Consider the following 20,030-nt stretch of genomic DNA (forward strand, 5'->3'; position numbering starts at 1 on the left):
GTCGTCGCAAAGACGCTACGGATCGAGGTGAGCATGGCGCAGCTGCGCGTGACGTCGAAGGCGTTGCCCGAGCACAACCGGCAGCACAACCGGTCCCTGCTCCTCCAGACCCTCTTCCACGACGGACCGATGAGCCGGGCGGATCTTGCCCGCGAGTCCGGACTCACCCGCGTCACCGTCTCTGACCTCGTCAACGAGCTCGCTTCGGAGGGGCTCATCAGCGAGCTCGGCCCGCGTGCAGGAGCCCATGTCGGCAAGCCGGCACAGCTGATCGGCCTCGACGAGAACGCGTATCACGTCGTCAGCCTCGACCTGTCAGCGGACGACCGGTTCGTCGGCGCCGTCGTCGGCATCCGCGGAGAGATCGTGCACCGTCTCGAGGTTCCACTCGACGACGCATCGGGCGCCGACGCGCTGAGCAAGGCGATGAACCTCACCCGCGACCTCGTGAAGCGATCGACCGTGCGCCTGCTCGGCATCGGCATCGGCACCCCCGGCATCGTCGACCCGGGCGGCGTCGTGCGCCAGGCCCCGAACCTGGCTTGGTCGGACCTCGACCTCGCAGGTGCCTTCCGCGCCGAGTTCGGGGTTCCTGTTCACGTCGGCAACGACGCGAACACGGCAGCACTCGCCCTTCACACCTTCCAGGACGCCGGCCAGAGCTTCATGCTCGTGGCGATCGAGCACGGCGTCGGCGCGGGGCTCATCATCGGCGGCGTGCTGATCGACGGCGAGAACTCCACGGCGGGCGAGATCGGCCACGTCGTCGTCGACGAGCACGGCGAGCGCTGCGCCTGCGGGCGCACCGGGTGCCTCGAGCTCGCCATCGCCGTTCCGCACCTCAGAGCACGACTGGCCGCCGCGGGCAACGATGCCCGCGAGAGCGTCCTCATCGACGCAGGACGATCGCTCGGCGTGGCCCTCGCCCCCGTCGTCGCCGCACTCGGCCTCGGCGACGTCGTGCTCTCCGGCCCTGGGGACCTCGTCGAGGGCCCGTTCCTCGACTCCGCACTCAGCACCGTGCGGGAGCGCACGCTCTCCGCCGTCAGCAACGGCTTCCACATGAGGATCGCGGCGGACAGCCACGACCTCGTTCTGCTCGGCGCCGCAGTGCTGGTTCTCTCCGCGGAACTGGGGGTGTCATGAGACGGCACCCCCAGCCCGCCACAGACGACTGGGCTCACATCCCAGTTGGTGATCGCGACCGAGCGTTGTCGATCACTCGCACCATATGTCCGTGTTGCGACGCGGACGTCAATCCCTCCATAGGACGCTTCAACGTCCGCGTTCACAACACTAGGAGATACATTGCGCAAGTCACGCATTCTCGCGGTCGGTGCCGTCGGCATCGCCGCGGCACTGGCGCTGAGCGCCTGTTCCGGAAACGGGTCGGGCAAGACCGGTTCTGAGAGTCTGAGCAACGTCGACGGCAAGGGCAAGACCATCACCGTCTGGGCGATGAACGGTGACCTCACCAACGACACCCTGAACGCCATCAACAAGGAGTTCACGAAGGAGACCGGCGCCAAGGTCAAGGTGCAGCTCCAGCAGTGGGACGGCATCGGCCCCAAGATCACCACCGCCCTCTCGACCTCCACTCCGCCGGACGTGCTCGACGTCGGAAACACCCAGGTCGCCGGTTACGCGGCCAACGGCGGTCTTCTCGACATCACGAAGTACAAGACCGACCTCGAGCAGGGCGGTACCTGGCTGGGCGGCCTCGAAGACCCGGCGACCGTGAACGGCCAGCTCTACGGCGTTCCGTCGTTCGCGGGCACCAGGGCCGTGATCTACAACAAGAAGATCTGGGCGGACGCCGGAGTCACCAGCGCACCGACCACGTACGCCGAGCTCACTGCGGATCTCGACAAGGTCAAGGCCGCCAACGCCTCGAAGTCCGACTTCTCCGCCTTCTACCTGCCCGGCCAGAACTGGTACGCGGGCGTGCAGTTCGTGTGGGATGCCGGTGGCGAGATCGCAACTCAGAGCGGCAAGATCTGGAAGGGCGGCTTCGGCTCGAGCGACGCCCAGAAGGGCCTGAACGACTTCAAGACGTTCGAGAACGCCTACACCGTGTCATCGGCTCGTACCCTCGACACCGACAAGCCCGACCAGGACCAGCTGTTCGCAGACGGCAAGGCGGGCGCCATCCTCGGCAACGGCTGGGAGATCGGCGTGATCACCGGCGACAACAAGGCGCTGACGCAGGATGACCTCGGCTCGTTCCCCTTCCCCGGCACCTCAGGCAACAACCAGCCCGTCATGCTGGGCGGCTCGGTGTGGAGCATCCCGGTGAAGAGCAAGAACTCGCAGCTCGCCCTGGTGTGGTCGAAGATCGCAGCCAGCCCGTCGATCCAGGACAAGTACGTGTACGGCGTGCAGAAGTGGATCCCGAACACGGTCGAGGGCGCCAAGAAGGCCACCTCCGACCCGAGTCTGCCCGAGATCCAGAAGGGCTTCTTCACCGCGGCCCAGAACTCGAAGTCGACCCCGTCGTCGGCGAACTGGGCGACCATCGAGAGCACGAAGGCGATCAACCAGTTCTTCTCCTCGATCGCATCGGGAACCGCGACGCCCGAGGCAGCGGCGAAGTCGTTCGACGCCACCCTCGACTCGACGCTGAACGCGAAGTAGCCCTCCCGATCCGGGCACAGAAGAAACAATGAGCTCTTCCTCTGCAACGCTCGTTGCGGACGAGGGCGCGGTTGCCGTGGCGATCCCGCGGCAACCGCGTTCCCGCCGCCGCGACGGCACACGACCCTTCATCGCCTGGCTGCTGACACCGGCCGGCATCGTGATGGCGGCTCTCGTCGTCGTCCCGATCGCCTTCCTGGTGTTCACCTCCTTCACCGACTACGACCAGCGCTCCCTGTTCACCGGCGCGTTCGACTTCGTCGGTGTCGAGCAGTACGCCACGATCTTCACCGACCCGGAGTTCTGGTGGTCCGTCGCACGCACCGTGCTGTTCACGGCAGCGATGGTGATCGGCACGATCGTCATCGGCATGGGCATCTCGCAGCTGCTCACCCGGCTGGGCACGGCCATGCGGTACATCCTCACGATCGTGCTCGTGCTCGCGTGGGCGATGCCCACCGTCGCGTCGAGCCAGGTCTGGAACTGGCTCTTCCAGCCCGGTTACGGCGTCGTCAACTGGCTGCTCACTCAGACCCACCTGTTCGGCGACATGACGAACGTCGCGTGGTCGAACAACCCGTTCCTCGCCTACGTGTGCATCTGGCTCCTGATCGTGTGGGGCGGCGTTCCGTTCATCGCCCTCACCCTGTACGCGGCGCAGACCCAGGTCGACCCCGCGTACGTCGAGGCCGCCCGCATCGACGGCGCGGGCGAGCTGCGCATCTACTGGAGCATCGTGCTCACGTTCCTCAAGCCGACGCTGCTGCTCATCACGATCCTGTCGATCATCTGGGACTTCAACGTCTTCAACCAGATCTGGCTGGTCTCGCAGGGCGGCCCGAACAACGCGACGTCGACGCTGGGCATCTTCGCGTACAAGACCGCATTCGTCAGCACCCACGTCGGAACAGGCGCAGCGGTCACCGTCGTGACGACAGTGCTGCTGATGATCGTCACCGGGTTCTACATCCGCAACCTTCTGCGGTCGGGAGAAGAGCTATGAGCACCATCGACGAACCGGTCGGGATGAACGCCCTGACCGACACGACCGTGTCGGGTACAGCGGCGGTGCGCACCGGCCAAGGGCGCCCCGGTGGAGGCCGCCGAGACGGCAGGCGACGCAGGCCGCGCATCCTCTCCAACGTCATCGCCGTCGTGCTGGCGGTCGTGTGGATCTTCCCGGTCTATTGGATGATCAACACGGCGTTCAAGCCGCGCGACGAGGTCATGTCCGCGACGCCCATCTTCTTTCCGCACTCCCCCACGCTGAGCAACTTCGTCGCGGCCATCACCGAGAGCTCGTTCCTGGTGAACCTGCGCAACAGCGTCATCGTCGTGCTCGGCACGCTGATCCTCGCTATCGTGCTGGGCGCGCTGGCGTCGGCCGCGCTCTCGCGGTTCAGGTTCCGCGGCCGCCGCACGATCCTGGTGGTCATCCTCGCCGTCCAGATGCTGCCGGGCACCGCGCTGCTCATCCCGCAGTTCCTCGTCTTCAACCAGCTCGGGCTCACCAACAACTACCTCGGCCTGATCCTCGCCTACGTCGCGGCGACCCTGCCGTTCTCGATCTGGGTGATGCGGGGGTTCTTCGTCGCCATCCCGATCGAGGTCGAAGAGGCAGCGCGAGTGGACGGCGCAGGCAACTGGCGGGTGCTGTGGAGTGTGCTCTTCCCCCTGGTCACGCCCGGCATCATCTCGACCAGCATCTTCGCGTTCATCGCAGCATGGAACGACTACCTCGTCGCCTACACGTTCATGAACGACCAGTCGATGTACACGCTCCCGGTGTGGCTGGCGACGTTCACCACGCCGACTACGGGCACGGACTTCGGCGGCCAGATGGCGGCCTCCGTGCTGTTCTCGCTGCCGGTGGTGATCTTCTTCCTGATCATCCAGCGCAACCTCGTCTCCGGAATGTCCGCAGGTGCCGTGAAGGGATGACCGTGCCCCCAGTGACCCTCCGCGCGGAGGCTCGACGCGACACGCCGCCACATCAGGCGGCTGGCCGGCGTGTCGCGTCGATCCTCCGCACGGGGTAGGTTGCTGCCCCATGAGCGACACGATCCTGTTCGAGGTCTCCGACGGTCTCGCCCACGTCACGCTGAACCGCCCGGAGAGGCTCAATGCCATCGACCCGGCCGCGGCGTACAGGTGGCGCGACCTCGCACATGAGGTTGCCGAGCGCGACGACATCCGTGCCGTGCTGTTCGACGCCGCCGGAACCGGGTTCTGCGCGGGCGGGGATGTCGCAGCGATGTCCGAGCAGGGCGGAGGCGGCGCGGCGGTGGCTCAGCTCGCAGACGTGATCCACGAGGGTCACCGCGTGTTCGGCGAGACGCCGAAGCCCATCGTCGCCGCCGTGCAGGGCGCCGTGGCGGGCGGTGGACTCGGCTTCATGCTGGTCGCCGACTACGTCGTCGCCGGCGAGGCCGCCTTCTTCGTCTCGAAGTACGCCGACATCGGTCTCACCCCTGACTGCGGCGTCAGCACATTGCTCCCCCAGGCCGTGGGCGTACGACGTGCGCTGCAGCTGCTGCTCACCGACCGCGTGCTCACCGCAGTCGAAGGGCTCGAGTGGGGCTTGGTCGCCGAGGTAGTGCCGAACGAGCTGCTCACCACCCGAGCCAGGGCCATCGCGGAGCACTGGCTGGCCGGTGCGTCCGGGGCGTTCGGACAGGCGAAGCGGCTGGTGCGCGAGAGCGTCGGCCGCAGCTATGCCGACGGGCTCGACGACGAGGCTCGCACGATAGGCGCTGCGTTCGATTCACAGGATGCCCGTGCCCGTATCGCGGCTTTCGTGGCTCGCTCTGCTGCGCGCGCTGGAGCTGAAAGCGAAGGCCCGGTGGGCCTTCGCCACGACGCCAGCGCCGAGGCGACTACGCTGCCTCGGTTTCCCGACTGACACCCACCGATGAAGCCCGTCACCGACGAAGATGGACGCATGACCAACACCCTTCACGGCCGCACGATCCTGATGTCGGGCGGAAGCCGCGGCATCGGCCTCGCGATCGCGGTTCGCGCGGCCCGCGACGGCGCGAACATCGCGCTGCTGGCGAAGACCGACACCCCCGACCCGAGGTTGCCCGGCACCGTGCACACGGCCGCTGACGACATCCGGGCCGCAGGCGGCAACGCCCTGCCGATCGTCGGCGACGTGCGAAGCGACGACGACATCGCCCGCGCGGTGGCGGCGACGGTCGCCGAGTTCGGCGGCATCGACATCGTCGTGAACAACGCGAGCGTGCTCAACCTTGCGCGCACCCTCGACCTCGAGCCGAAGCGCTACGACCTGATGCAAGACGTCAACGTGCGCGGAACGTTCATGCTGTCAAGGGCGGCGATCCCCCACCTTCGGGATGGCGTCAACCCGCACATCCTGTCCCTCAGCCCTCCGATCAACCTCGACCCGAAGTGGCTGGGCGCGCACACCGGTTACACGCTCGCCAAATACGGCATGAGCATGGTCACGCTGGGGCTGGCTGCGGAGTTCGCGCGCGACGGCATCGCCGCGAACACCCTGTGGCCCCGCACCACGATCAAGACGGCGGCGGTGGGCAACATCCTCGGCGGCGAGCAGCTGATGGCGAAGAGCCGCACGCCGGAGATCTACGCGGATGCCGCATACGAGGTGCTCACCGCGCCATCACGTGAGCTCACCGGCCGGTCCCTCATCGTCGAGGACGTGCTCGCCGACGCGGGCGTCACCGACCTCTCGCCGTACTCCCCCGGGGTCTCCGAGGACGAGCTGTTCCCTGACATCTTCCTGTAGGGATCTCGCTCGAGTAGCGGAGGGAGACGCGTGCCACCACGCGGCGGGCTCCTCGACCAGCGGGGACGCGTGGAGAGGGCCTCAGGCCAGCGGGTCATAGAGCACCGGGCGGCGTTCCGGCGTCACCGGGCGACCTGTCACCCCTGGGCGCTCCTGCCACGGCAGCGGTCCGCTGGAGCGTCGGTACTCGACGCCGAAGGCATCCAGCCTCGCCAGGTGCTGATCGAGCCGGCCGGCGAACTCGTCGTAATCTCGCTCGCCGTCGAGCCAGAGCGCCTCGGCGAGCGCGCACAGCCGAGGGAACGCGAAGAAGTCCACGGTGCGCGGCGAGTCCATGTGCTCGGTCCAGATGTTGCCCTGGCCGCCGAGGATGTGCGTGGCCTCCTCGGGCGTCAGCTCGGGCGGCACCGGGTCGAAGCGGTAGACGTCGGCGATGGTCAGCACGGTGCCGACCGGGATCGGCTCGTCCGCCCGGTCGGACTGCCGGTAGTCGAGGTACACCTGGTTGTCGGGGCAGGAGACGACGTCGTGCCCCGCCTTGGCCGCCGCGATGGCTCCCGCCATGCCGCGCCACGACGCCACCGTCGCACCGTCGGCCAGACCGCCCTCGAGAATCTCGTCCCAGCCGAACAGCCGGCGTCCGCGGCGGGTGAGGTGGTCGTCGAGCCGACGGATGAACCAGCTCTGCAGCTCCTCCTCGGTGGCCAGCCCTAGCTCGGCCTTGCGCTGCTGAGTGCGCTCGTCGATGCGCCAGCCGGTCTTCGGGCATTCGTCGCCGCCGACCCCGATGTACGGAGAGGGGAAGATGTCGATGACCTCGTCGAGCACGTTCGTGAAGAAGTCGACGGTCGACTCCTCGAGGTTGATGACGTTGTCGTCGATGCCCCAGCGCGTCCAGACCCCCAACGGCTCGGTGTCCTCGCGGCCCAGCCCGAGCTCCGGATACGCAGCGATCGCCGCCTGGGTGTGCCCCGGCATGTCGATCTCGGGCACCACGTTGATGGAGCGCTCCGTCGCGTAGGCGACGATCTCGCGCAGGTCGTCCTGCGTGTAGAAGCCGCCATGGGGACGGCTGTCGCCGCGGGCGTAGGATGCCGCACCGAGCTGGCTCTCGCGTCGCCACGACCCCACCTCGGTGAGCCGGGGGTAGCGCTTCACCTCGACGCGCCATCCCTGGTCATCCGTCAGGTGAAGGTGCAGAGAATTCAGCCTGTGCATGGCCATCAGGTCGATGAACCGCATCACGTCGTGCTTCGGCATGAAGTGACGTGCGACGTCGAGCATGGCGCCGCGCCATCCGAATCGCGGGGCATCCTCGATCTGCAGCACGGGGATGGTCCACGCCACGTCGAGCACGCGACCCTTGCGGTAGATCTGCGGCGGCAGCAGCTGAACGAGGGACTGGCATCCGTAGAACACGCCGGCGGGGCCGCCGCCCGCGATGCGCGCCTCGGTCGGAGTCACCTCGATGGTGTATCCCTCCGGCGACAGCTGAGGGTTCCACTCGAGCACGATCGCGCCGTCGTGCGCGGTCTCAAGTGGGTACCCGGTCGCCGGTCGCAGCGCTCCCTGCAACCACGACGCTGCGGACGACAGCTCCGCCGGAGCGCTGATGCGGGTGGATCGTGTCACCTCGAAGTCGCCTTCGCCGATGACGAGGGAGGTGGGCCGCGGAACAAGCATGTGCACTAGCTTTCCAGGTTTCGGGTGTTCCCCGCGAGCCCGCCGGGAACATGTCGCCTGCTCGCAACCTCACTGGGGTATCAGAGCTCAGTCGTTTCGCCTGGCGACGGCAACGTATAGTCGCAGACGCAACGAACCGGCCGACACGACGAAGTGGACAACATGGCAACGGCAGACATCATCTTCACCGGCGGCGCGGTCTTCACCGGGTCCGGCGAACCGCTCGACGGCCAGGCGGTCGTGGTCAGCGGGGAACGCATCACGGCGATCGTTCCGTCCACCGAGATCGACGACTACCGAGGAGCAGAGACACGGGTCGTCGAGCTGGGCGGAGCACTCCTCAGTCCGGGGTTCCAGGACGCGCACGTGCATCCGGTCGGCGGCGGCATCGAGTTGCTCCAGTGCAACCTCAGCGAGAGCGAGGATGCCGACGACGCCGTCGCCCGCATCGCGGCCTACGCCGCGGCGAACCCCGACGTCGAGTGGATCTCGGGCGGCGGGTGGTCGATGGACCACTACGCGGGCGGAAATCCGCTGGCATCCCTCATCGACGCCGTCGTGCCCGATCGCCCGGTGACCCTGATGAGCCGCGACCACCACAGCGTGTGGGCCAACAGCGATGCGATCCGCCGCGCTGGCATCGACGAGTCGACCCCGGACCCGGCTGACGGCGTCATCGTTCGGCATCCGGACGGCACTCCATCCGGCACGTTCCACGAGGGCGCCGGCGACCTGTTCAGCGGCCACCGGCCGGCACCGGACGACGAGCTCTCCTACCGTGGCCTGTTGCGTGCGCAGGAGGAGCTGACGGCGCTCGGCATCACCGGGTGGCAGGACGCCATGATCGGCAGCTCCGCGGGCATGGTCGACCCCCTCGGCGCGTATCTGCGCGCCATGGCCGATGGCGTGCTCAAGGTGCACGTCGTCGGCGCGCAGTGGTGGGAGCGCTCTGGCGGCATCGAGCAGGTGGAACGGATGGCCGTGCGACGCGGCGAGGTCGCCGCGCTCGACACGGGCGGCAAGCTCAGCCTCGGCACCACCAAGATCATGGTCGACGGAGTCGCGGAGAACCACACGGCGGCGATGCTCACGCCATACCGCGACGGGCACGGGCACGTCACCGACAACGTCGGGCTCAGCTTCGTCGATCCGGAGCGGCTCAAGGAGTACGTGACGGCGCTCGATGCCGCAGGCTTCCAGGTGCACTTCCACGCCCTCGGCGACCGTGCTGTGCGCGAGGCTCTCGACGCGGTCGAGGTCGCCCGCGCTGCCAACGGCGACACCGACCGCCGCCACCACCTCGCCCACCTGCAGGTCGTCGACGAACGGGATGTGCAGCGTTTCGCCGAGCTGAACGCCACCGCGAACATCCAGGCGCTCTGGGCGACGCACGAGGACCAGCTGGACGACCTCACCCTGCCGTTCCTGCGCGAAGGGGCGGAGGCCCGTCACTACCCGTTCGGTGATTTCGTGCGCGGCGGAGCCGAGCTTTGCGCCGGGAGCGACTGGCCGGTGTCGGACGCCTCGCCGATCGCGGCGATCCACATCGCCGTGAACCGCGCGTACCCGGGGTCCGAGCATCCTCCGCTCGGCGGAGAGGCCCAACGGATCACGCTCGCCACTGCGTTCGCGGCCTACACCTCGGGCAGCGCACGCATCAACCACCGAGATCACGACACGGGGAGCATCCGCCCCGGCTACCTCGCGAACCTCACGGTGATCTCGCCCAACCCCTTCGAACTCGCACCGGGCGACATCCACACCGCCACCGTGCAGTCCACCTGGATCGACGGCGAACCGGTCTATCTGCGCTCATAGCCCCCGCACCCGCGCGTTCGGTGAGACAGCTCCTTTGCCGAAGCCCGGGTGCCGAGACGGCAGGCTCTGGCAGTGCGGTGCAGTGCGGTGCGGTGCGGTGCGGTGCGGTGCGGTGCGGTGCGGTGCAGGTCAGCGAGGCAGCGCCGCGGTGAACTCGGCGGCGCGGCGACGGATGTCGGACCAATCCGACTCGGCGAGCGCTTCGGCGGGCACGACGGACGATCCGGCGGTCACTGCGTAGGCACCCGCGTCGAGGAATGATCCCGCGTTGTGCGCCTCGATACCGCCTGAGGCGATCAGGCGCGACGACGGCAGAGGTCCGAGCAGGTGGGTGAAGTGCTCCGGTCCGGCCGTCTGCGCAGGGAACACCTTCACAGCCCAGACTCCGTACCCGAGCGCCTGCATGACCTCGCTCGGGGTGAACGCCCCCATCATCATCGGAACACCGGCCTCTGCAGCCACCTCGGCGACGGCGGGTGAGAGCCCCGGCGTGACGAGGAACTGTGCGCCGGCATCCAACGCGCTGCGCGCCTGTGCAGTCGTGAGCACGCTGCCCGCACCGATCACGGCGTCCGTGGTGCGAGCCCTGGTGATGTGGGATTCGACGTCGGGCGTCGTGTACGTGAATTCGATCGCGTGGATGCCACCGGCGACGAGGGTCTCGGCGAGTGCGGCGGCGTCCGGGATGACGCTCGCCCTGATGAGCGCCATCGCCCGGTCGTCGCCGATGATGTCGATCGTGGGCATGAGTGCACAGTATCCTCCGCCGCCGACAGCGGCGCCATGCCACCCCAGCCCCCACTCATCGCTGTTGCTGAAAACCCTCCCCGCGCTGAAAATCGGAGATCTGCGCCCGCCCCGGCGTGCCAACGGGCTCCGGCGGCGTGTCGCGGCAGATCCCCGAAATCCAGCAGGGGTGAGTAGGGGTGGATGACTCTAGGAGGCCAGCACGGCTCTGGCAGCCCCTACTTCCGCGCCGATCGGGCCGAGCAGGCCCTCGTCGGGGAGGTCGACCGGGGTCGGCGGACGGCGGGTGCGGATGGCGTCGGCGAGGTCGTCCAACGCCTTGACGATGTCGGCGACGGTGTCGGGGTCGGCCTGCTGTCGTGACTGGGCGGCGCTGACCGCGGTCGAGGTGATCGCGTCGGTGACGCGCTCGAGGGAGACGATCTGGGGCCACCACGCTGCGGCGGAAGTGCTGATGGGAGGAGGCTCGGCGAGGGTCTGCTGCACGAGGGTGCGCAGATCGGAGAGCCTGCGGTAGGTGGCGCGGCGAGCGGCGTAGCGGTCGCGGGCTCCCGTGTCGGGAGGTGCGAGCGCGACGGTGAGGTATCCGGCGACGTCACCGACGACATCCGCGACTCTGCTGCCGAGCTGGCGTGCCGACCGCCACGTCGACGGCCAGGGAAGGTATCCCACCACGATCACGATGACCGAGCCGATGAGGGTGTCGGTGACCCTGCTGATGATGAGCCCGACGTCGCCGCGGTGGGTGAGGTCGAGCAGGATGACGATGACGGGGGTGATGAAGGTGGCGAAGAGGCCGTAGTTGCGGCGGATGGCGATGGGCATCGCCCCCGCGAACACGGCGAGCGCGACCACCTGGGGCCATCCGAGTGGCAGTGCGACGACGACGACCGCGCCGATCAGCACGCCGACGACGGTGCCGAGTCCGCGCTGCACCGCCCGCGCGAAGACCGAGCCGAAGTCGGGCTTCATGACGACGGCGACCGTGAGGGTGATCCAGTACGGGCGTTCGAGCGGGAACAACACGCTCACGGCCTCGGCGACCGCGACGCAGAGCACAAGGCGCAGAACGGCCGACCAGGTCTCACCGCCGCTGGAGAGGTGATCGTAGACCGAACGCAGCCACTCGCCCGGGGTGCGGCGTGGCAGGCCGATCGAGTCCGGTCGCTGGATGGCCACTGTCGTCGTCGCGGGGTCCTCGCCTGCCAGCAGCGACCCGACCCGCCTCAGGGATGACGACAGCGCGGCCCGACCCGGCGTGGAGCGGTCGGGCGGCGGCAGCACGGGCGACGGCGCGTGCTGTTCTTCGATGGATCTGGCGATCGATCGGAGCGCGTTCGGCACCTCCGCAGGCACGGATGCACGCTCGGCAACGATCGTGGTGACGGCCTCGACGATCGGCGTGGCCGCGTTGAGCAGCGTGACCAGGCTGCGCCAGCGCGGATCACGTCCGGCGAGCGTCGTGCGGGCGGCGACCATCAGGTCGTACGCGTCGTTCAGCGCCGTGGTCACGTCGCGACGCGCCTGGTCCGCCGAGCCTGTGCCCGCGGCGTCGAGCTGGGCGGCGATGGTGAGATAGACCCTCGCGACGGCGTGCCGTTCGGGTGCGCGGGTGCGACCGCCGCCGACCGCGATCGCGATGCCGGTGAGCGCGAGTCGCCATGCGGCCCCGATGAGGAAGATCAGCGGCGTCAGCCAGATGGGGTGCAGTCCGAAGTCGATGCCCGATCCCACGATCGAGTAGATCAGGAACTGGAGTGCCGCCTGTGACGCGTTGGCGCTGATCACGCCCGCGATGCCCGACACCAGCGCCGCAGCCGTGACGACGATCAGGGTGGCTGCCTCGTTGCCGAACACCAAGGATCCGACCGTCAGCCCGATCGCGGCGGAGATCGAGGTCATCAGGATGCGCCGGAACCGGTCGACCCCCGGCCCGCCGCGGTCTGACACCGATGCGATCAGGGCGCCCATGGAGATCAGCACCCCGATCCCGAGCGCCGAGACGCCCAGCGCGGGATCGCCGGCCATCAGAGCGACGGCGACGCCGACCGGAGTCGCGACGGCGACCGCGGTGAGCACCGCGAGATCCCATGGGATCGGTGCCTTTCGCGGTCGCACCAGCTCACGCACCCAGGAGCTGCTCGGTGCTCCCGGGGGTGACGACATGGTGCTTACGGTACGCGTTCGAGGGTCGCTGAGTGCGCCAGCGCGCGCACGCGATATTCCTCCAGCTCGACGGCGACGTCGATCGGACGTGTGACCGTCTCGGCCATCGCCGACACGCGGCGACCGGCCCAGCCGGCCAGTCGCCGCGACGGGCGTTCGACGAGCACGTACATTCCGATCGCGAGCGTGAAGCTGGTAACAACCGCGAGTGCGGCACCGATCCACCAATCGGCACCGGTGAAGTCGAGGCCGAACAGCACGACGATCGGCGAGTGCACCAGGTAGAGGCTGAAGCTCACGGCGCCAAGAGCTGCGAGCGGCTTCGCGGAGAAGACGCGGCCGGCGGCGGGCCAGAACGCGGCCGCTGCCACCAGCAGCAGTGCACCCGGCACCCGCATCGCCATCGCGAGGTCACCGCCGGTCGAGCCGAGCATGGGCCGCGCCAGCCAGTAACAGATGGTCAGCAGTGCGCCGGATGCCGCGATCGCGACGAATACCGGCGTGGTGGCGCGATGACCTTTCCACCTGTCGGCGACGGCACGAAGACGATCGGCGTTCGCGCCCAGCACCGCACCGAGCGCGAAGGCAGGCAGGAACTGCGCGGCCTCGACATGTGCGAGGTATCCCCAGACGCTGACTCCGGCGAACAGCGCCCCGAGCACCAGCGGCCGCCGTCGGCTCCACAGCGCGAGCAGCACGACGATCGGCAGCAGCAGCGAGAACCACATCTCCCAGGTCAGCGACCACAGGGGAGGATCGATGGACGGATGATTGGGGTCGACGATCAGCATCGTCTCGGTCCAGACGTTGTGCAGGCTCGTGTCGGGGTGCGACTGCCTGGCCAGCCACGACCCGTCTCCCGTGCCCGATGGATGCGGGAAGACCGTGATGACCACGTATGCGAGTGCCATCGCCGCAACGACAGGGATGCCCAACCGCAGGATGCGCCGCGGATAGTACGCCCACCAGTCGTAGCGTGCGCGATCGTGCGACATGCCCACGTTCTTCAGCGGCGGGAGCGCAAGCACGAACCCGCTGAGCACGAAGAACACCAGCACGGCCTCGGGGCCGGCGACGAAGATCTTCAGCGGTGTCGCGACCAACCACCACGGCAGCGAAAAGGGCACGAGGTTCGAGGCGCTGTCGTATCCGTTCGAGACCGCTGGGATGGTCATCGAGAGGTGATGCAGAAGCACGATGCCCGCCGCGACACCTCGCAGCCCGTCGAGGGATCGGAGCCGGTTGCCCGACGAAGGCGGCTGTTGTGCGACTCGGTGTGACGGGGCCGAGCCGGATTCGGCGGGACCGGATGGGGTCGCCCCTGGCGCGGCTGATCGTGAAGGGGCGGATTCCGGCCCGGGCACTGCTTGCTCCGGGACCGCAGTCCTGTCAAGGGCCGACTCGGGGGCCGCAACAGGTTCCCGAGTCGCCTGCGCGGTCGATGGTCTCGTTGCCGATCGCATCGTAGCGACGTTATCGGGCCAACCTCTGTATCCCCCGAATGTGGGTCATTTGGGGACGGAGTGCGAGTCGTTTGGAGACTGCCAGCAAGCGGTGTGCGGCCATCGGCCTCGGGGTCGGTTATCCGTCGGGGTGTGGCGCTGTGGTGTGCGGCGCCGTGGTGTGTGGTTGGTGGTGTGTCGTGCCGACCGCCTGCCATTGTCGGGTGGGGTCGATCCAGCCGGGTGCTTGGACATGGGGGACGCCGTGGCGCATACGGATGGCCCATCCGTTGGTGTTGATGGTGCGGTGGTGGAACCAGCACAACGTGACACCGTTGTCGGTATGGGTGGGTCCACCCCGGGAGTGTTCCTGGACGTGGTGGACTTCGCACCAGGAGGCCGGGATCCGGCATCCGGGGATCGCGCACCCACCATCACGGGCAGCGATCGCACGACGTTGCTGCGGCGTGAAACACCGCTCAGGGGAACCAAGCGACAGAATCCGGCCTTCACCGTTCATGAGGAGTTTCTGGATGCCGCCGGCGCACGCGAACTGGGTGACCGCTGCCATCGGCACCGGGTCCTCCACCCCGTCGATACATCCCGCACCACGACCAGCCACCAGATCGTGTTCCTCGACGCGGACCAGCACGGTGGGTGCGGCACCACCCATGGAGGCGATGTCGGCGGAGCGCGTGGCGGCGTCGATCAGGGACGCGAACGCGTCATGCCGCACCTGACCAGACGACCGCTCATCCGGAACGCCCTGCTCCAGCGCTTCCTGGTCGGTGAGGAACACCGGCGAGGTTTTCGGGGACACCACCGCCGCGATCGCCTGCTCCAACCGGGCGGAGATCTCCGGCATCAACTCCATCCGATACCGCACCAGGCCATCCCTGCTGCCTAGCCGTACCAGGGTGCGGTGCCGCATCGCTTCCTCGGCATCCACCTCGACACCATCCGGATCCAAGGCGGCTTTCCACACCAGAGCCTACACTCTGGTCTGATCCGCCGTGAACCCGGCCACCGCATCCGCCACCAGGGCCGCTTCAGCAGCGGCCCAGTCCCCCGGATCCGCACGATGCTCAACACCCCCTAGCTCGGACACGATCACCCGTGCAGAATCCTCCCCCAGCGCCCCCGATGCCAGAGCTTCCGCCACCGCGGGGAACCGTGCCGGCAACACCTCACCGGTCAACGAGTCGCGGGCTGCCACCGCCGCACCCAGACGGGCACGCCGCGACGCCGTCGCCTCACACACCCCCGTCACTCGGGCGATCAGCTCCGCCGGGGTACGACATCCCATCCGCGCCGACAACCGCTGACCACCGAGCCCTTTCGGGGAACGCTCCGTGACCTCCCCCGCCAGGAGTACACGCAACGCATCCACCCGACGACCCACGGCCTCAACACCACGCATCGCCGCCAGCAGACCCTCATCATCCAGGCCCCGCGCCTCGGAGCCGGTGAACGCGTCCTCCAACGCGGCTGCCAACGTGTCGAACACCGCCGTCACGGCTTCGGCTGTCACCTCTGAGGCGGCCACGGAAAGGCCGGCTTCAGAAACGGTCGGGGTGTTCATGTCACCAAGTCAACCAGCACCCACAGACATTCCAAACATGCCACTGACCAGGACATTAACCCTGTGCACAACCCCCACAACACGCACCCTGAGGACGCAGAGACCGCCGGTTCGATGGCGTTCGCCGGGAAGCGAAGGCGAGACCTGGTGAAGAAGCGGAGGAAAAAAGATGAGACCGTGGGGGTCACCCACGGTCTCATCGCGCATTCACGGTCTCGGCATGCTGTCACGCTCTCGCGTATAGCAATGCCGAGGCCACGACCTCACCCCCGACGCACGCGCAACGTCACCATCTGGAACGGACGCAGCGACAGGACGCCCGTGCCGGCGTCATACGCGTCAGGCTCCGCCAGCGCGCCCTCCAGCAGATCGGTCTGCACCACGGACGCCGCGTCGAACCCGAACCGCACACGCGCCGTCGTACGTCGCCCGTACGCCTCGTACAGCCGAACCACCACGTCGCCCGAGCGGTCCTCGGCAAGCTTCACGGCCTCCACGAGCACACCGTCCCCGTCGACCGCCACCAGCGGATCGATCGGGGCCGCTGCCGCACGGAGCGGAAGGTTGAGCGCGTAACCGGCAGCGATGGCATCCGGAATCTCGGCACCCACGGTCAGCGACGACCGCACGACGTGCTCGCCCTGGTCGGCCTCCGGGTCGGGGAACAGCGGCGCACGGAGCAGCGATTGCCTCACGAGCGTGGTCGTGCCGCCACCTTCGCGCGTCTGCCGCGTGACGTCGTGTCCGTACGTCGAGTCGTTCGCGACGGCCACACCGAAGCCCGGCTCGCCGACGTGCACCCAGCGATGCGCAGAGGTCTCGAAGCGGGCGGCATCCCATGAGGTGTTCTCGTGCGTCGCACGGTACACGTGCCCGAACTGAACCTCGGATGCCGCACGCTCGGCCCGCACATCGAGCGGGAAGGCGAACTTCAGCAGCTTCTGGCGCTCGTGCCAGTCGACGCGGGTCGTGACCTCGAGGGTCGCCGCACCCGGGGAAAGAGTGAACTCCTGCTCGATCGTGGACTCCCCAACGCTGCGGGCGACCCGCACGGAGCCGCGCTGCTCGTCGATGTCGAGCGAGACCTGCTGGTCGAGGTCGGTCTCATGTCTGCGGTAGTGCTCGTCGACATCCCATGCGTCCCACTTGTTCGGGGTGTCGCGGAAGAGCTGCAACCCGGCAGAGGCGCCCGGCGCGATCGCCTCGCGGCCGCTCGCCAGATCGACAGCGGAGACCACCCGGCCCGTCCCGTCGAGGACGAACCTCGCTCGGTCGTTCTCGAGCACGACGCTGTCTCCTTCGCGACGAACGGATGCCCGGGCATCCACCGGCACCCCGGCGCCGAGCGCCGGCACACCTCTCACTGCAACGGGTGCCGCGTTGACCATCACGCCGGACGGCGCGTCCGAGCTCTCTGTCACCTCTGCGGCTCCACCGAGCGCACCGAGCGCCGAGTCGATCAGCACACCGACCTGGCCGGCCAGCTCGGCGTAGTTGCGTTCAGCCTCACGGTGCACCCAGGCGATCGACGAGCCAGGCAGGATGTCGTGGAACTGCTGCAGCAGCACCGTCTGCCACGCCGCCTCGAGCTCCTCGTACGGATACTCGGCACCGCTTCGCACGGTGGCAGTCGTCGCCCACAGCTCGGCCTGACGCAGCAGGTGCTCACTGCGGCGGTTGCCCTGCTTGGTGCGCGCCTGCGAAGTGTAGGTGCCGCGGTGCAGCTCGAGGTACAGCTCGCCTGACCACACGGGCGGACGCTGGTACTCGGCCTTCGCCCGCACGAAGAACGTCTCGGGTGTCTCGACCGCCACGCGCGGTGAGCCGTCCAGCGATGCCGTGCGCCGTGCCGCGGCGATCATCTCGCGCGTCGGTCCCCCACCGCCGTCGCCGTGCCCGAACAGGGCGAGCGACGAGTTGGCCTCACCCTTCTCCGCGTATTGCCTGTCCTGCCGGGCAAGCTCCTCGCCGGAGAGGATCGAGTTGTAGGTGTCCATCGGCGGGAAGTGCGTGAACATGCGCGTTCCGTCGATGCCCTCCCACAGGAAGGTGTGGTGAGGGAACCGGTCGGTGTCGTTCCACGAGATCTTCTGCGTCACGAACTGCTCGATGCCGGCGCCCGCGAGGATCTGCGGAAGCGCCCCCGTATAGCCGAACGAGTCGGGCAGCCATCCCGTCACGGACCGCTTGCCGAACTCACGCTCGAAGAAGCCCTGACCCGCGACGAACTGCCGAACCATCGCCTCGCCGCCGACCATGTTGGTGTCCGACTCGACCCACATGCCGCCGACCGGCACGAAGCGACCCTCGGCCACCCTGGCGCGAATGCGCTCGAACAGCTCGGGGTAGAACCGCTTGATCCACGCGTACTGCTGAGCGGACGAGCAGGCGAACACGAAATCAGGATGCTCGTCCATGAGCGCAAGCACGTTGGAGAACGTGCGGGCGCACTTGCGGATCGTCTCCCTCGTCGGCCACAGCCAGGCCGAGTCGATGTGGGCGTGACCGACGGCGCTGATGCGGTGAGCGCCCGCTGCAGCCTCGACGGCGAGCACCCCGGCGAGCGCCTCGCGGCCCGCGTCGGCCGTTCCCGCAACATCGTGCGGGTCGACGCTGTCGCACATGTGCTCAAGCGCCCGCAGGATCTGGGCCGCCCGATTGGAGGTCGCCGGCAGCTCGGCGTGCAGCCCGAGAAGGGTCCACACGTCGCGCTCCAGCTCCCACACCGTGACATCCCGCAGTGCGAGATCGACGAAGCGCAGCGTGTAGATCGGGTCGGTTCCCGCGGTGGACTTGTCGCCCATCGGGGTCGTGCCCCAGCGCCACGAGCCGCCGACGTTCGGGTTGGAGGCCGCCTCTATATAGAGGTCGACATCGTCGCCCGCGATCTCGACGAACGAGTTGAACGGCTCGATCGCCTTCACCGTCGACCCGTCCGGTGCGAAGACCAGACCCTCGGCCTGGAACCCGGGGTGGTCTCCCTGGAATCCGAGGTCGACGATGAGCTCGACGGCATGCCGAGGGGATGCCCCGCGCCAGCCATCCGGAACGCCACCGGTCACGTGGAACCACGTCGTGCCCCACGGCTTGCTCCACGGTGTGCCAGGTGCGAACGGCTCGAACCGCTGCTCGATCGCCTCGGCGAACGGTACGGGCTCGTCCGGCACGTCCCACGCGGTCAGGGCGAGCGGCACGCGCTCCGGGTAGACGGCTGGCGAGATTCGCTCGCCGAGAAAGCGGTTGATGCGCTCGAGAACGAGGCGCGAGTCATCGTGCAAGGTGGTGCTCCTTGTGGTGTGGTGCGGGTTCGGGTGCTGTGTGCTGTGTTGGCGGGATGACGGTGCCTTCGGTCATCCCTTCACGGCGCCGGCGAGCGCTGAGCCACCGCCGAGGAACCGCGACGTGACGACGTACAGGCCGAGCACCGGAATCGAGTAGATCAGCGAGAACGCAGCGAGCTTGCCGTAGGCGACAGCTCCGTACTGGCCGAAGAACTGATAGATGCTGACCGAGGCCGGCATCTTGTCCGGACTCAGCAATAGCACGAACGGGATGAAGAAGTTTCCCCATGCCTGCACGAACACGAAGATGAACACGACGGCGAGGCCCGGCCGCATGAGCGGCACCACCACGCGGATGAGCGTCGACATCATCGACGACCCGTCGGTCCACGCCGCCTCTTCGAGCGAGATCGGCACCGAGTCCATGAAGTTCTTCATCATCCAGATGGCCATCGGAAGGCTCGTCGCGGCCATGAACAGCACCGTGCCCCAGAGCGAGTCCAGCAGGTTCAGCGACACGAAGAGCGTGTAGACGGGGACCATCATCGCCGTGATCGGCAGGCACGTGCCGAACAGGATGCCGTACATGAACGGCTTGTTGATCCGCATGCGGTAGCGCGACAGCGGGTAGGCCGCGAGCACAGCAGCGATCACCGTGAAGATGGCACACCCGAACGAGATCACCACGCTGTTCCAGAGCGGCCCGAAGGCCAGGCTGGGCGTCAGCACCGACGTGAAGTTGTCGAAGGTGAACGGCGCAGGCATCTTCAACGTCAGGTTCGCCGTGCCGTCGAACGACGACACCAGCAGCCACAGCAGCGGCAGCAGGAAGCACAGGCCGATGACGACCAGCACGGTGTTCGAGACCACACGGAGGCCGCGGCCCGATGGGGAGGTCATTTTCATGG

The 20,030-nt window shown here is 68.0% G+C and carries 14 protein-coding genes and 1 pseudogene; 7 read left to right on the forward strand and 8 right to left on the reverse strand.

Annotated elements, in window-relative coordinates:
• Positions 1-33: 33 nt before the first annotated feature.
• The 6 genes from ACYVDN_RS09555 (at position 34) to ACYVDN_RS09580 (ending at position 6,403) form a co-directional block, all read left to right on the forward strand.
• Positions 34-1,146, forward strand: a complete 1,113-nt coding sequence (locus ACYVDN_RS09555) for an ROK family transcriptional regulator (protein WP_460570757.1) — start codon at positions 34-36, stop codon at positions 1,144-1,146.
• A 162-nt stretch (positions 1,147-1,308) separates the two neighbouring features.
• On the forward strand, positions 1,309-2,634 hold the full coding sequence (locus tag ACYVDN_RS09560; protein WP_460570759.1) for a type 2 periplasmic-binding domain-containing protein: 1,326 nt from the start codon (positions 1,309-1,311) through the stop codon (positions 2,632-2,634).
• A 28-nt stretch (positions 2,635-2,662) separates the two neighbouring features.
• Positions 2,663-3,637 (forward strand): carbohydrate ABC transporter permease, encoded by a 975-nt coding sequence (locus ACYVDN_RS09565; protein ID WP_460570761.1) that lies wholly within the window; start codon positions 2,663-2,665, stop codon positions 3,635-3,637.
• Positions 3,634-4,575: a carbohydrate ABC transporter permease gene (locus ACYVDN_RS09570; RefSeq protein WP_460570763.1), complete on the forward strand. Its 942-nt coding sequence runs from the start codon at positions 3,634-3,636 to the stop codon at positions 4,573-4,575. Before ACYVDN_RS09565 ends, ACYVDN_RS09570 begins: the two co-directional genes overlap by 4 nt.
• A gap of 109 nt (positions 4,576-4,684) precedes the next feature.
• Positions 4,685-5,536 (forward strand): enoyl-CoA hydratase/isomerase family protein, encoded by an 852-nt coding sequence (locus ACYVDN_RS09575; protein WP_460570765.1) that lies wholly within the window; start codon positions 4,685-4,687, stop codon positions 5,534-5,536.
• A 39-nt stretch (positions 5,537-5,575) separates the two neighbouring features.
• A complete protein-coding gene (locus ACYVDN_RS09580) occupies positions 5,576-6,403 on the forward strand; it encodes an SDR family oxidoreductase (RefSeq protein WP_460570767.1) in 828 nt (275 codons plus the stop codon).
• Between the two features lie 81 nt (positions 6,404-6,484).
• Here ACYVDN_RS09580 and ACYVDN_RS09585 read toward each other — a convergent pair whose 3' ends face one another.
• Positions 6,485-8,086 carry a beta-N-acetylhexosaminidase gene (locus tag ACYVDN_RS09585; protein WP_460570769.1) on the reverse strand — a complete coding sequence of 534 codons (1,602 nt, stop codon included), beginning with the start codon at positions 8,084-8,086 and terminating at the stop codon, positions 6,485-6,487.
• 162 nt (positions 8,087-8,248) lie between these two features.
• Between ACYVDN_RS09585 and ACYVDN_RS09590 the strand changes: the two genes are divergently transcribed.
• Positions 8,249-9,904 (forward strand): amidohydrolase, encoded by a 1,656-nt coding sequence (locus ACYVDN_RS09590; protein WP_460570771.1) that lies wholly within the window; start codon positions 8,249-8,251, stop codon positions 9,902-9,904.
• 129 nt (positions 9,905-10,033) lie between these two features.
• Here ACYVDN_RS09590 and ACYVDN_RS09595 read toward each other — a convergent pair whose 3' ends face one another.
• From ACYVDN_RS09595 to ACYVDN_RS09625, 7 genes and pseudogenes are all read right to left on the reverse strand, one after another.
• The gene (locus tag ACYVDN_RS09595; RefSeq protein ID WP_460570773.1) at positions 10,034-10,651 is read right to left on the reverse strand and encodes a bifunctional 4-hydroxy-2-oxoglutarate aldolase/2-dehydro-3-deoxy-phosphogluconate aldolase; all 618 of its coding nucleotides are present in this window, start codon (positions 10,649-10,651) and stop codon (positions 10,034-10,036) included.
• A gap of 189 nt (positions 10,652-10,840) precedes the next feature.
• Positions 10,841-12,817 (reverse strand): FUSC family protein, encoded by a 1,977-nt coding sequence (locus ACYVDN_RS09600; RefSeq protein ID WP_460570775.1) that lies wholly within the window; start codon positions 12,815-12,817, stop codon positions 10,841-10,843.
• 5 nt (positions 12,818-12,822) lie between these two features.
• Complete coding sequence (locus tag ACYVDN_RS09605) at positions 12,823-14,280, reverse strand: acyltransferase family protein (protein ID WP_460570777.1); 1,458 nt, start codon at positions 14,278-14,280, stop codon at positions 12,823-12,825.
• A gap of 118 nt (positions 14,281-14,398) precedes the next feature.
• A complete protein-coding gene (locus ACYVDN_RS09610; protein WP_460572313.1) occupies positions 14,399-14,707 on the reverse strand; it encodes an HNH endonuclease signature motif containing protein in 309 nt (102 codons plus the stop codon).
• Positions 14,705-15,841: pseudogene (locus ACYVDN_RS09615) on the reverse strand (DUF222 domain-containing protein); the annotation flags it as partial. The pseudogene ACYVDN_RS09615 and the gene ACYVDN_RS09610, both read right to left, overlap by 3 nt.
• A gap of 263 nt (positions 15,842-16,104) precedes the next feature.
• Positions 16,105-19,119, reverse strand: coding sequence for an alpha-mannosidase (locus ACYVDN_RS09620; protein WP_460570779.1), 3,015 nt, complete (start codon positions 19,117-19,119; stop codon positions 16,105-16,107).
• Between the two features lie 72 nt (positions 19,120-19,191).
• Positions 19,192-20,028: a carbohydrate ABC transporter permease gene (locus tag ACYVDN_RS09625; RefSeq protein ID WP_460570781.1), complete on the reverse strand. Its 837-nt coding sequence runs from the start codon at positions 20,026-20,028 to the stop codon at positions 19,192-19,194.
• Positions 20,029-20,030 lie beyond the last annotated feature (2 nt).

The organism is Humibacter soli (assembly GCF_054779035.1).

Coding starts and splice junctions, on each gene's coding strand:
- ACYVDN_RS09555 (WP_460570757.1), top strand. CDS start 34: ATGGCGCAGCTGCGCGTGACGTCGAAGGCGTTGCCCGAGCACAACCGG.
- ACYVDN_RS09565 (WP_460570761.1), top strand. CDS start 2,663: ATGAGCTCTTCCTCTGCAACGCTCGTTGCGGACGAGGGCGCGGTTGCC.
- ACYVDN_RS09570 (WP_460570763.1), top strand. CDS start 3,634: ATGAGCACCATCGACGAACCGGTCGGGATGAACGCCCTGACCGACACG.
- ACYVDN_RS09575 (WP_460570765.1), top strand. CDS start 4,685: ATGAGCGACACGATCCTGTTCGAGGTCTCCGACGGTCTCGCCCACGTC.
- ACYVDN_RS09580 (WP_460570767.1), top strand. CDS start 5,576: ATGACCAACACCCTTCACGGCCGCACGATCCTGATGTCGGGCGGAAGC.
- ACYVDN_RS09585 (WP_460570769.1), bottom strand. CDS start 8,086: ATGCTTGTTCCGCGGCCCACCTCCCTCGTCATCGGCGAAGGCGACTTC.
- ACYVDN_RS09590 (WP_460570771.1), top strand. CDS start 8,249: ATGGCAACGGCAGACATCATCTTCACCGGCGGCGCGGTCTTCACCGGG.
- ACYVDN_RS09595 (WP_460570773.1), bottom strand. CDS start 10,651: ATGCCCACGATCGACATCATCGGCGACGACCGGGCGATGGCGCTCATC.
- ACYVDN_RS09600 (WP_460570775.1), bottom strand. CDS start 12,817: ATGTCGTCACCCCCGGGAGCACCGAGCAGCTCCTGGGTGCGTGAGCTG.
- ACYVDN_RS09605 (WP_460570777.1), bottom strand. CDS start 14,280: ATGCGATCGGCAACGAGACCATCGACCGCGCAGGCGACTCGGGAACCT.
- ACYVDN_RS09625 (WP_460570781.1), bottom strand. CDS start 20,028: ATGAAAATGACCTCCCCATCGGGCCGCGGCCTCCGTGTGGTCTCGAAC.